Genomic DNA, 12,533 nt, shown 5'->3' on the forward strand with positions numbered 1-12,533 from the left:
GAACGGTATTTTGCAGATAAAGAAAGAGCATTATACAAGAATAATAAAAATACGGGATGAGCAGTTTTAATATCTGTTCATCCCGTATTTGTTACTATTATTATTTTGTAAGAACCTCTGCCCCATTCTCAGTGATGAGAACCATGTACTCAATCTGGGCAGAAAGACCGTCATCCATTGTATAAATAGTCCAGTCATTGTCCTCATCTACGAAGAAGTCAGGGCTGCCTTCGTTGATCATAGGCTCAATCGTGAACATCATACCTGGAACGAGAAGCATCTCACTTCCCTTTGGTGTCACATAGCTGACAAAAGGATCTTCATGGAATTCCAGACCGATACCGTGTCCGCCGATATCCTCTACGACAGAGTATCCGTTTGCACGGGCATGTGTATTGATCGCATCTGCGATATCACCTAAATGTCCCCAAGGCTTCGCAGCCTCAAGTCCAAGCTTCACACACTCTTCTGTGACGCGGACGATGCGCTCTGCACGTTCAGATACTTTTCCCATTTTGAACATACGGGATGCATCAGAAAAATATCCGTCAAGAATAGTGGATACATCAACATTGATGATATCTCCCTCTTCCAGAATGATATTCTCATCCGGAATGCCGTGACAAATCTCATTATTAATAGAAGTACACACGCTCTTAGGGAATCCCTGATAATTGAGCGGAGCCGGGATACCACCGTGTTCTTTTGTGAAACGATATACGATGTCATCAATCTCCTGTGTGCTCATTCCAATGTGGATCTGTCTTGCTACTTCATCCAGGATCGCTGTATTAAGCTCAGCACTTTTTCTGATCTTTTCAATCTGGAATGGAGTTTTTAAAATCTTACGTGTCGGAACAATCTCACCACGTTCAGCATGCATCATTATCTTTTCTTCAATCGGCATATGGCATTTCTTATACTTCTTGCCGCTGCCGCACCAGCACAATTCATTTCTTTCCATGATATTACCTCTTCTAAAAATCACTTATTTTCTCTGTTTCTACTTATTTTATCACAAAATTCGACAAAAAGATACATGTTATGCTTGCCGAGAACGTAAAAATATAGTACGATTAAGATTCAGATAGGAGTGATAATGCATATGTGGTATTGGGCGATTATGGTACTGCTGATTTTAGGAAGTATCGCACTTCTTTGCAGTACATTTATAAGTGTAAAAAAGAATAGGGCACAGGACGCAGAGCGGAGAAAGCAGTCCAGGAATGGAAAGCGTAACAAGGCAGATCAGGGATATGATCCAGAAGAGGATCAGCCGCAGGGAAAGAAGAGACGCAGTTCAGGGCAGAACGGTTCTATGGATTCAGCGAAGCGTTCTTCTAAAAAAAGAAGACAGTGGAAGATTATCCTGGAAGATCTGGATACATGGCAGAAATATAGCTTCATATTCTATGATGAAGTGGGAATCGGAAGAGCAAAGAGGAATGACAATTATGAGAAGTATCTGCCACTGCATGAGGATGGAAGAGTATCCAAGCAGCATTGTGTGATCATACAGAGAGGTGACTGTTTGTATCTGATGGATGATGGTTCCAAGAACGGAACATACCTGAACGGAATCCTGGTAAATCGTCCAACAGAGATTCAGAGAGAAGATGTGATCGGCGTTGGGGAGACCAGACTGGAGATTCTCAGAATCTTAAGAGAAAGTGAATAATGAAATTACAGGCAAGGAAGTCCGGCGGAAAAGCCAGGACTTCTTTTTCTTTTTGATCGTAAAATGAAGAATCTGTGTGAAAGTAACAGTTGAGTAAGGAAAATCATATAGTAGTTATATAGTTACTGTTCACTCCCGTGTCAATCACTTCGCTGATTGACACGGAGGATGCGTGTTTTGACTTGAATGCATCTCGCCCCATCGCCAAAGGCGATTTAAAATGGCGAGATGCGTTGCTGGTCGCACATTGTGTGAACAGTAACGTTATATAGCCGCCGGATTTATAAGCTGCAATCAACAGGAATGCGGACAGCAGAGACGGCACAACTTATTGTCAGTGGGAGTGAGCAACATGTACCAGAAATTGCCTTATTATATGGCCTATCCGATACAGACAGAATATGATGAGAGAGCAGAAAGGACAGACCTGGAGTATATGAAAAGCCTGTACCCGGATCTTCCAAAGAGAATACTGCCTTATGTCGAAGAGGAATGTGACAGGATGGAATACACGGGGAGTGTGATGTTTGATGTTTATCCGGATAAATTGCAACTACGCATCATGTGCAGCAGAATTTGCGAAAATGTAAAAAAACAGGAGAAAATGTTTGCCGGGGAAGAGCGGATGTTAAGAGATCTGGCGGAAGTCCTGCTGTATCAGGAAATCTACCGACGCAGGGGCGAACAGAGAAAAAGGAAACAAAAAATTTACAGTTATTGTTCATTGCCAGGAAAATCTATGATATAATCATTCAGATTACAACAAAAGAAACGGATTCAGAAGAAGGGAACAGATACAGATGAAAAGTAATCTTATATTTATCGGTATGCCGGCTGTCGGAAAAAGTACAGTTGGTATTGTAGTAGCAAAAAGACTTGGAAAAGGTTTCATAGATTCAGATCTTCTGATTCAGGAACAAGAAGGAAAACTTCTGCGTGAAATCATAGCAGAAGTCGGTGATGATGGGTTTTTAAAAATTGAAAATCAGGTAAATCGTGATATAAAAGCAGAAAATGCGGTTATTTCTCCGGGCGGAAGTGTTGTCTATTGCGAGGAAGCAATGAAACATTTTAAAGAAATCGGAATTGTTGTATATCTTCATGCTTCTTATCAGACAATAAAGAGGAGAATCAGGAATCCTCAAAAAAGAGGAGTTGTTTTGAAGGACGGTCAGACATTAAAAGACCTGTATGACGAGCGAAAAGTCCTTTTTGAGAAGTATGCAGATGTGACAATCAGTGAAGAGGGCTGTCAGATTGAAGAAACAATAGAAAATGTACTTGATGCTATTGAGAATTACTCTTAAAATAAAGCGTGAATATTACCGTCATAGAAAAAAGGGATTCCACAATGAAAGATTTTGTGTTATAGTTATGTATGGATTATATTGTAATTAAGATAGATAGTTCTTTTCGTATAGACAAAGACACAAGAATAAATCGTTACTGAACACAGGATCTGTGGGAAGTAATACAGAATCGGACAATTGAGGTGCAAAATGGAGCAATATATTATTAAGGGTGGTAATCCGCTGGTTGGGGAAGTTGAAATCGGCGGAGCTAAGAATGCGGCACTTGGAATTCTTGCAGCTGCAATCATGGCAGATGAACCGGTTTTGATTGAGAATCTTCCGGATGTGAATGACATTAATGTCATGCTGGAGGCAATCGAGGGAATCGGTGCAATGGTACAGAGAATTGACAGACATACAGTAAAGATCAATGGAAATACAATTGGAGATTTCAGTATTGATTATGACTATATTAAGAAGATCAGAGCGTCTTATTATTTGTTAGGTGCACTTCTTGGAAAATACAAGAGAGCAGAAGTAGCACTTCCGGGAGGATGCAATATCGGAAGCAGACCGATCGATCAGCATCTGAAAGGATTCCGTGCACTTGGAGCAGATGTAGACATTGAGTATGGTAAGATTGTTGCAGAGGCGGAAGAACTGAAGGGAACACATCTTTATTTCGATGTTGTGACTGTAGGTGCAACGATCAACGTAATGATGGCAGCAGCTATGGCTGACGGTCTTACGATCATGGAGAACGTAGCGAAAGAGCCACATGTTGTAGATGTAGCGAACTTCCTGAACAGTATGGGAGCAAATATCCGTGGTGCAGGAACAGACGTGATCAAGATCCGTGGAGTGAAGTCCCTGCACAAGGCAGAGTACTCCATCATTCCGGATCAGATCGAAGCAGGAACATTTATGTTTGCCGCTGCAGCAACACGCGGAGATGTGACAGTACTCAATGTGATTCCGAAGCATTTAGATGCAACGATCTCCAAGCTGGTAGATATCGGATGTGAAGTGGAAGAATTTGACGATGCAGTCCGTGTAGTGGCTAAGGGACGTCTGACAAGTACACAGGTGAAGACATTACCATATCCGGGATATCCGACAGATATGCAGCCACAGATCGGGGTTGTGCTTGCACTTGCGAAGGGAACAAGTACGATCACAGAAAGTATCTTCGAGAATCGTTTTAAATATTTAGATGAGCTGGCACGTATGGGTGCGAATGTCAAAGTTGAAGGCAATTCAGCAACAATCGAGGGTGTTGAGAAATTTACAGCAGCAAGAGTCAGCGCGCCGGATCTTCGTGCAGGAGCTGCGCTTTGCATCGCAGGACTTGCAACAGAAGGAATTACGATCGTAGATGATATTGTTTATATCCAGAGAGGATACGAACGCTTTGAAGAGAAACTCAGAAGTCTGGGTGGAATCATCGAGAAAGTGTCCAGTGAAAAAGAGATTCAGAAATTCAAATTAAAAGTTGGCTAAACCGAGGTTACTGTTTACAACAAGCTGCGGCCGGCAGTGAGCCGATACAGACAGAATCCGAAGAAATATGATGTGGGAACGTATGCAGGTGTCGGAACGAAAGTTCTGATACCTGTTTTCAGTTTATATGTCAGGAGTTATGGCGTAATAGGCGATCAGGCAGGTCTAATGAAACAGTGGCGGGATATTAATAAGAAAACAGCAGGAGCAACGAACGATGAATGAATTTGAACAGGCAGAAGAACGGAGAAAAAGACAGAGAGAAGAAATCAAACAAAAGAGAATCAGACAGCTCAGACGAAGAATGACTATTTCCGGCTGTATTTTGTTGTGCATAATCATAGCGCTGGCAGTCTTTGCAGTCAATGTGGCTAAGAAAAAGAAACTGGCGGCAGAACAGAAAAAACAACTGGAGCAGGAGACTGCACAGATGAATGAATCGCTGAATGACTGCTACAACACTTTCCTGACGGATAATGGAGTGTCAGCGGAAAAGTCTGATGTTACAGCATTTACGAAATGGCTGGAAAAGAACTATTCTGAAGAGATGGATGATTTATTTCCAGTCTATCAGAAGAATAAAAAGATAACAGCGCAGGACATTTATGATTCCTTTGGAGCAACTTTGCATGTTCTGTCAGATACATACGAAGGAAAATTAAAGGATAAAGCTACCGCTGCGAAGAATCATATCTATGAGAAGAAGGCAGCAGAGAACGGAACCGTGCAGATCACAGCAGCAGGTGACCTCTGTCTGGAGGAAGATGGATATGTTCTCGATTATTATGATACGGTAAATGACTTGTCCAAATGCATTTCCAAGACAATTCTGGATCAGACAAATGCAGCAGATATTTTCTTCCTGAATCATGAATATTGTATCAGTGACCGTGGAACCCCGCTGGAGGATAAGTATTATGTATTCCGTGCAAAACCAGAACGCATGAAGTTGCTGGAACAGATGGGGACAGATATTGTTTCAATTGCGAATAATCACATTTACGATTATGGTGCAGATGCGATGGATGATACGATCAATCTGTTAGATCAGGCGAAGATCACTCATGTTGGAGGCGGAACGAATCTGGATGAGGCAAAGCAGCCGACTTATTATATTATCAATGGAATCAAGATCGGATTTGTGGCAGCTTCCGAGGGAGAACAGTATAAATTTACACCGGAAGCAACAGATTCAACGACAGGTATTCTTACATCCTACGACACAACAGAGTATAATCAGGTGATCGCGGATGCATCAAAGGAATGTGATTATCTGATCGCATATGTTCATTGGGGAACAGAAGATGAGGATATGTATAATTCAACACAGACAGAGCATGGAAAAGAATTCCTGAAGTCAGGAGCAGATATCGTGATCGGAGGTCATCCGCATGTACTTCAGGGAATTGAATATACAGAAGATGGACCTATTGTATACAGTCTGGGCGATTTCTGGTTTAATGATGAGACAAAATATACGGGACTTCTGAATCTTGAGATTACATCAGAAGGATTGAAGCAGATGTCCTTTACACCGTGTGAGCAGAAAGACAGCCAGACACAGTATCTGAATAATGCAGAGTCCCAGAGAGCACTTTTTGATCACTTGCAGAAGATTTCACCGAATATTACAATCGATGATACCGGAGTGATCACGGAGTTGAAAGATGTTGATGCAGAATCATAGAAATATAAAAGTTTTATCAACTTCAGGAAACGGTATTGACATAATCAACAAGGTGTTGTATAGTCTGATACGAAACAAAATTAAATAGATGATACTTTCTCTTATTCAGAGCAGTGGAGATACAAAGGATCTAAGAAGCTGCGGCAACCCCTCGTAATAGGAAGGTGCCAACCTGAGCGAGTTATTTCGAACAATAAGAGGATTGTTAAGATAAACTGACAGTCCGCTTGATGCGGGCTGTTTTCATTATTGGCAATGTAAGCAAATGAAGACAGCACAAGCGAGAGAAAGTGAGATATTGCTGTGGGGACAGCAATCGGAAAGGAGAACAGATATGGAAAGAGAAAAGATTTTATTTACATCAGAATCAGTAACTGAGGGACACCCGGATAAGATGTGTGACCAGATTTCAGATGCGATCCTTGATGAACTGATGAGACAGGACCCGATGAGCCGTGTGGCATGTGAGACATGCTGTACAACAGGTCTTGTAATGGTTATGGGAGAGATTACAACACAGGCTTATGTAGATATCCAGAAGATTGTTCGTGACACTGTTCGTGAGATTGGATACACAAGAGGAAAATATGGATTTGACGCTGATACATGTGGCGTGATCACAACACTGGATGAGCAGTCAGCAGATATCGCACTCGGAGTAGATAAAGCACTTGAGGCGAAAGAGAACAAGATGTCAGATGAAGACATCGAGGCGATCGGGGCAGGAGACCAGGGTATGATGTTCGGTTATGCTTCTGATGAGACAGAAGAGTATATGCCTTACCCGATTGCAATGGCTCATAAGCTTGCACTTCAGCTGACAAAGGTTCGTAAAGACGGAACTCTTACTTACCTTCGTCCGGATGGAAAGACACAGGTTACAGTAGAGTACAACGAAGACGGTTCTGTAAAGCGTCTGGATGCAGTTGTTCTTTCTACACAGCATGACCCGGATGTGACTCAGGAGCAGATTCATGAGGATATTAAGAAATATGTATTCGATGAGATTATTCCGGCAGAACTCGTAGACGAAGAGACAAAGTTCTTCGTAAACCCGACAGGACGTTTCGTGATCGGTGGACCACACGGAGACAGCGGACTGACAGGACGTAAGATCATCGTTGATACTTACGGCGGAATGGCTCGTCACGGTGGCGGTGCTTTCTCAGGAAAGGACTGTACAAAGGTAGACCGTTCTGCAGCTTATGCAGCACGTTATGCAGCAAAGAATGTTGTAGCAGCAGGACTTGCTAAGAAATGTGAGATTCAGCTTTCTTATGCAATCGGTGTTGCACAGCCGACATCTATCGCAGTTGATACATTCGGAACAGGAAAACTTTCTGATACAAAACTGGTTGAGATCCTTCGTGAGAACTTTGATTTCCGTCCGGCAGGAATCATCAAGATGCTGGATCTGAGAAGACCGATCTACAAACAGACAGCAGCTTACGGACATTTTGGACGCAACGACCTGGATCTTCCATGGGAGAAGCTGGACAAGGTTGACGATTTAAAGAAATATCTGTAAGATAGAAATATCTGATACAAGCACCGGAAGGTGCCTGACACCCGTCATAAAGTGTCAGGCACCTTTTTCAATACGGAAAGGAGATGCTTCTATGAAATTACGTACCAAACTAATTATTGCTTTTGTAGTCGTTATGATCTTTCCTGTAACATTTGCACTGATCGCAATGCATGCATTTGTTCCGGGAAGAGGGGCAGAGATACAGCAGCTGTATCTGATCGCAGTTGTCCTTACGACAGCATTTCTAATCTTGTGGATCTACAGATCGGTATCGGTCCCGCTGGAGAAACTTCAGAGAGCTGCACGCAATATCAAAGAGGGTAATCTTGACTTTGAGATCAAGGCAGAATCAAATGACGAGATCGGACAACTCTGTCAGGACTTTGAAGAGATGCGTCTCAGACTGAAAGCACAGGCCGAAGAAAAGGTAGCATTTGACAGAGAGAATAAAGAGCTGATCAGTAACATTTCACATGACCTGAAGACTCCGATCACAGCGATCAAAGGTTATGTGGAAGGAATCATGGATGGGGTAGCAGATACGCCGGAAAAGATGGACAGATACATCAGAACCATTTATAATAAAGCTAATGAGATGAATCTTCTGATCAATGAACTGACGCTTTATTCAAAGATCGATACGAATCGAATTCCGTATAATTTCACAACAATCTCTGCGAAGGGATATTTTGCAGATTGTGCGGAGGATTTAAGTGTAGAACTGGAATCAAAGGGAGCTGAATTTACTTACAGGAACTTTATGGAAGAGGACAGCAAGGTGATCGTAGATCCGGAGCAGCTTCGAAGAGTCATCAATAACATCGTATCAAATTCTATCAAATATACAGATAAGCCAAAGGTGAAGATTACGATGGATGTAAAGGACGTGGGAGACTTTATTCAGGTAGAACTGGGAGATAACGGAAAGGGCATTGCGGCAAAGGATCTGCCGAATATCTTTGACCGTTTCTACCGGACAGATGCTTCAAGGAATTCTTCCAAGGGAGGAAGCGGCATCGGTCTTTCTATCGTGAAGAAGATTGTGGAAGAGCACGGAGGAAAGATCTGGGCAACCAGCGAAGAGGGCGTTGGAACCACGATGTATTTTGTAATAAGAAAATATCAGGAGGTACCCGTAGAAGATGAGTAAACGTATTTTAATCGTAGAAGACGAGGAAAGCATTGCAGATCTTGAGAAAGACTATCTGGAGCTGAGTGGTTTTGAAGTCGAGGTTGCGAATGATGGTGAGATAGGACTTAAAAAAGGACTTGAAGGAGAATTTGATTTGATCATTCTGGATCTGATGCTTCCGGGAGTAGATGGATTTGAGATCTGTCGTCAGATCCGCAGCCAGAAGAATACACCGATCATTATGGTTTCAGCGAAGAAAGATGATATTGATAAGATTCGTGGGCTTGGACTTGGCGCAGATGATTATATGACAAAACCGTTCAGCCCAAGTGAACTTGTAGCGCGTGTGAAAGCACATCTTGCAAGATATGAGAGACTGATCGGAAGTAATGTAGAGCAGAATGAAGTGATCGAGATCCGTGGATTGAAGATTGACAAGACAGCACGTCGTGTCTGGGTGAATGGAGAAGAGAAGTCTTTCACAACGAAAGAATTTGACCTTTTAACTTTCCTTGCAGGACATCCGAATCATGTGTACAGCAAGGAAGAGCTTTTCCGTGAGATCTGGGATATGGAGTCGATCGGAGACATTGCAACTGTTACAGTACATATTAAGAAGATCCGTGAGAAGATTGAGTATGATACTTCACATCCTCAATATATTGAGACAATCTGGGGTGTGGGATATAGATTTAAAGTATAAGAAGAAAGAGAGGACTCTGCCAGTGAATGGTGGGGTTCTTTTTTATATATTAGGAAAGTGCTTTCCTAATATATAAAAAACGCTCCGCTAAGGATGCGCACTGCGGCGTACAATGTAGATGTCGCAAGCGACCGCCGCAGGCGCAAGAATGTGCAAGGCACATTCTTTGTTCTAGAAATAATAAAGATGTCAACTCAAATAAAGAAAAGGTTGACAATCGAAAAAGACATGGCTATACTATTTTCATATGTTGTAAATAAGATCAACAGAATGATAATGCTGAAGAAGCGTTGGAGATATTTGAGGATTGCGGGAATTACATAGCAATGGAGTAATCCGGTTGCATCAGTGAATGACAAAAATTACTTTTGAAACTCATATCATAGAAACAGAAGAAAGGGAAATATACCATGTCAAACAGATCAATTCATACATTACTGAAAAACTGGGATGAAGAATGTCCGCTTACAAGAGAAGAAGCAGTTGAAGTGCTGAATCTTCCAGAGGAGGAGATGGACAGTCTGATGGAGTGTGCTTATGCACTTCGTACAAAATACAAAGGGAAGAAAGTAAGCGTTCAGCTTCTGACAAATGTTCGTAGTGGAAACTGTACACAGAACTGCGCTTATTGTGCACAATCTAAGGATTCTCAGGCAGAGATTGAGAAGTACAAGAGAGTATCAGATGAAAAGCTTTATGGAGATAATGACCTGGTAGATGAGAAACATCTTGCAAGACATTGTATCGGATTGAGTGGAATCGGATTCTCAGACGAGGAGATTGAAGATCTTGCAGACCGTATCCGCGAGATGAAGAAGAAAGATACACAGATCTGCTGCTCCATCGGCTTCCTGACAGAGAAGCAGGCAAGAATCCTGAAAGATGCTGGATTGGACCGTATCAACCATAATCTGAACAGCAGCCGTTCTTTCTATCCGGAGATTTGTACAACACATACTTATGATCAGCGTGTGAATAATATCAAGATGCTTCAGAGTCTTGGATTCGAGATCTGCAGTGGTGGAATTGTTGGAATGGGTGAGAGTAAGGAAGATATCGTTGATATGCTGATGGATCTTCGCGAGATCAATCCGGAATCGGTTCCGATCAATTTCTTACTTCCGATTCCGGGAACAAGACTGGCAGATCGTGATATCTCAGAGCTGACACCGGAGTATTGCTTGAAAGTTCTTTGTCTGGCAAGACTGATGATTCCGAAGTCCGATATCCGCTGTGCAGCAGGAAGAGAAGTTTACTTCAAGGGATTGGAACCGGAACTTTTCAAAGTTGTTGATTCTATCTTTGCATCAGGTTATCTGACAGCCGGAGGCCAGGAAATCGATGACACAATGAAAATGATAAAAGATGCGGGATTCGATGGAGAGATCGAGTCTACAGATCACTAAAAATGATTCAAACTATATAATAATTTTAAATAAACCGCCAAACGAAGGATACGCTGTTCTGAGGATGAATCAGAGTGGCGTATCTTTCGTTTTATCAGCTTTTACTTGCAGATGATAAAAGGGAGTGGTAACATGGTGTTTAATAATTGTCATGTGAGAGCGAGGAAAGATAGACATGTATGGATTTTATATAGATGAAGACAGGAGAAAAGCACGAAGAGCAAAATGGAATACAGTGAGGATCATATCAATCGGATTCTTTGGCGTGATTCTGCTTGGCAGTCTGCTCTTATGGCTTCCATTTTCAAATCATCAGCCGATTCGTTATATCGATGCACTGTTTACAGCTGTAACATGTGTCTGCGTGACAGGATTGGTGACAGTTGTGCCGGCTGCGCAATTTACAGTGGCAGGAAAAGTGATTCTGCTTATTCTGATCCAGATCGGCGGACTTGGAATCATTGCATGTACAACTGCATTTTTAATTCTGGTTGGAAAAAGAATAAATATGAAGGAACGAGTTGTCATTCAAGAAGCCTATGGTCTGTCCACACTTCAAGGAATGATCCGGTTTATTGAAAGAGTATTGTGGGGAACATTTCTTGTAGAAGGAATTGGCGCAATCGGATATTCATTTCAGTTTATTCCGGAGTATGGTGTTGCGAAGGGAATCTTCTATTCCGTGTTTCACTCAATCTCTGCATTTTGTAATGCGGGTGTAGATATTCTTGGAGATTCAAGCTTTACGAGATATGTCAATACACCAGTGATCACAATTACGACAACAATGCTTGTCATTCTCAGCGGTCTTGGTTATCCGGTATGGATCGATCTTGCGAAGAATATAAAGATGACAATACAGTCCAAGGGAAAACGGCCAGTCGGAAGAACGATCACAAGACTGAGCCTGCAGAGTAAAATTGTTCTGACAATGACGTTGTTCCTTCTTACTTTGGGAACTTTGGGATTCTATTTGTTGGAGCATCATAATCCGGCAACGATGGGAACATTGAACGCTGCAGGGAAATTCCAGGCGGCTTTTTTCCAGTCTGTGACGACGAGAACGGCAGGATTTGCCAGCATATCTCAGTCAGGCCTTACGAATGGTTCGAAGCTGCTGGCCTGCATGCTGATGATCGTCGGTGGTTCACCGGCAGGAACTGCAGGTGGTATCAAGACAACAACAGTTGCTGTTCTCTTGCTTACAGCGATTTCTGTCTTGAGAGGAAACAAAGATACGGAATGTTATGGAAGAAAAATTACATTCGAAATTATAAGAGTAGGGATAACAATCACACTTGTGACATTTGTCTTCTGGTTGTTTGGGGTGACGGTGATGACAGTGATCGAGCCACAGCAGAAAGTCCTTGATCTGATGTTTGAGGCGACATCTGCGATGGCAACAGTTGGTCTGACAGTGGATCTGACGCCGGTGCTTAGTGATATCAGTCATGTCGTTCTGATGCTCATGATGTATATTGGACGAATCGGACCAATGACGATGGCACTTATATTTTCCGGTCATGTGGATAAGAAGAATCAGTTCCGTACTTTGCCGGAAGCGAAGATTATGGTTGGATAAAAATATAAAAGAGAAGATAAAAGAA

At 42.2% G+C, this 12,533-nt stretch carries 12 protein-coding genes and 1 riboswitch; of the genes, 11 read left to right on the forward strand and 1 reads right to left on the reverse strand.

All coding sequences use genetic code 11. From position 1 onward, the window contains the following. Nucleotides 1-100 precede the first annotated feature (100 nt). Complete coding sequence (locus LI126_RS01455; protein WP_020436563.1) at nt 101-964, reverse strand: methionyl aminopeptidase; 864 nt, start codon at nt 962-964, stop codon at nt 101-103. Nucleotides 965-1,105: 141 nt separating this feature from the next. Between LI126_RS01455 and LI126_RS01460 the strand changes: the two genes are divergently transcribed. The 11 genes from LI126_RS01460 (at nt 1,106) to LI126_RS01510 (ending at nt 12,508) form a co-directional block, all read left to right on the forward strand. Continuing rightward, a complete protein-coding gene (locus LI126_RS01460; protein ID WP_227164677.1) occupies nt 1,106-1,678 on the forward strand; it encodes an FHA domain-containing protein in 573 nt (190 codons plus the stop codon). A gap of 352 nt (nt 1,679-2,030) precedes the next feature. After that, nucleotides 2,031-2,426: a hypothetical protein gene (locus LI126_RS01465; protein ID WP_055146994.1), complete on the forward strand. Its 396-nt coding sequence runs from the start codon at nt 2,031-2,033 to the stop codon at nt 2,424-2,426. 52 nt (nt 2,427-2,478) lie between these two features. Further along, complete coding sequence (locus tag LI126_RS01470) at nt 2,479-2,985, forward strand: shikimate kinase (RefSeq protein WP_227164678.1); 507 nt, start codon at nt 2,479-2,481, stop codon at nt 2,983-2,985. Between the two features lie 192 nt (nt 2,986-3,177). Further along, nucleotides 3,178-4,470 (forward strand): UDP-N-acetylglucosamine 1-carboxyvinyltransferase, encoded by a 1,293-nt coding sequence (locus LI126_RS01475; RefSeq protein WP_015529991.1) that lies wholly within the window; start codon nt 3,178-3,180, stop codon nt 4,468-4,470. Nucleotides 4,471-4,506: 36 nt separating this feature from the next. Beyond that, nucleotides 4,507-4,695 carry a hypothetical protein gene (locus LI126_RS01480; protein ID WP_227164679.1) on the forward strand — a complete coding sequence of 63 codons (189 nt, stop codon included), beginning with the start codon at nt 4,507-4,509 and terminating at the stop codon, nt 4,693-4,695. After that, nucleotides 4,688-6,157, forward strand: coding sequence for a CapA family protein (locus LI126_RS01485; protein ID WP_227164680.1), 1,470 nt, complete (start codon nt 4,688-4,690; stop codon nt 6,155-6,157). The genes LI126_RS01480 and LI126_RS01485 overlap by 8 nt, the downstream gene beginning before the upstream one ends. Before the next feature lie 98 nt (nt 6,158-6,255). After that, a riboswitch (SAM riboswitch) is annotated at nt 6,256-6,357 on the forward strand. A gap of 134 nt (nt 6,358-6,491) precedes the next feature. Continuing rightward, complete coding sequence (gene metK, locus LI126_RS01490; RefSeq protein WP_227164681.1) at nt 6,492-7,685, forward strand: methionine adenosyltransferase; 1,194 nt, start codon at nt 6,492-6,494, stop codon at nt 7,683-7,685. Between the two features lie 91 nt (nt 7,686-7,776). Beyond that, nucleotides 7,777-8,835: a sensor histidine kinase gene (locus LI126_RS01495; protein WP_015529994.1), complete on the forward strand. Its 1,059-nt coding sequence runs from the start codon at nt 7,777-7,779 to the stop codon at nt 8,833-8,835. After that, entirely contained in the window at nt 8,828-9,520 is a 693-nt protein-coding gene (locus LI126_RS01500; protein ID WP_015529995.1) for a response regulator transcription factor, read from the forward strand. The genes LI126_RS01495 and LI126_RS01500 overlap by 8 nt, the downstream gene beginning before the upstream one ends. 410 nt (nt 9,521-9,930) lie before the next feature. Next, entirely contained in the window at nt 9,931-10,926 is a 996-nt protein-coding gene (gene bioB, locus LI126_RS01505) for a biotin synthase BioB (RefSeq protein ID WP_227164682.1), read from the forward strand. A gap of 175 nt (nt 10,927-11,101) precedes the next feature. Then, complete coding sequence (locus LI126_RS01510) at nt 11,102-12,508, forward strand: TrkH family potassium uptake protein (protein ID WP_227164683.1); 1,407 nt, start codon at nt 11,102-11,104, stop codon at nt 12,506-12,508. Nucleotides 12,509-12,533 lie beyond the last annotated feature (25 nt).

This window comes from Mediterraneibacter sp. 210702-DFI.5.30 (assembly GCF_020560115.1).
Classification (GTDB): domain Bacteria; phylum Bacillota; class Clostridia; order Lachnospirales; family Lachnospiraceae; genus Mediterraneibacter; species Mediterraneibacter faecis.

Coding starts and splice junctions, on each gene's coding strand:
- bioB (WP_227164682.1), top strand. CDS start 9,931: ATGTCAAACAGATCAATTCATACATTACTGAAAAACTGGGATGAAGAA.
- LI126_RS01470 (WP_227164678.1), top strand. CDS start 2,479: ATGAAAAGTAATCTTATATTTATCGGTATGCCGGCTGTCGGAAAAAGT.
- LI126_RS01485 (WP_227164680.1), top strand. CDS start 4,688: ATGAATGAATTTGAACAGGCAGAAGAACGGAGAAAAAGACAGAGAGAA.
- LI126_RS01460 (WP_227164677.1), top strand. CDS start 1,106: ATGTGGTATTGGGCGATTATGGTACTGCTGATTTTAGGAAGTATCGCA.
- LI126_RS01465 (WP_055146994.1), top strand. CDS start 2,031: ATGTACCAGAAATTGCCTTATTATATGGCCTATCCGATACAGACAGAA.
- metK (WP_227164681.1), top strand. CDS start 6,492: ATGGAAAGAGAAAAGATTTTATTTACATCAGAATCAGTAACTGAGGGA.
- LI126_RS01455 (WP_020436563.1), bottom strand. CDS start 964: ATGGAAAGAAATGAATTGTGCTGGTGCGGCAGCGGCAAGAAGTATAAG.
- LI126_RS01475 (WP_015529991.1), top strand. CDS start 3,178: ATGGAGCAATATATTATTAAGGGTGGTAATCCGCTGGTTGGGGAAGTT.
- LI126_RS01495 (WP_015529994.1), top strand. CDS start 7,777: ATGAAATTACGTACCAAACTAATTATTGCTTTTGTAGTCGTTATGATC.
- LI126_RS01500 (WP_015529995.1), top strand. CDS start 8,828: ATGAGTAAACGTATTTTAATCGTAGAAGACGAGGAAAGCATTGCAGAT.
- LI126_RS01510 (WP_227164683.1), top strand. CDS start 11,102: ATGTATGGATTTTATATAGATGAAGACAGGAGAAAAGCACGAAGAGCA.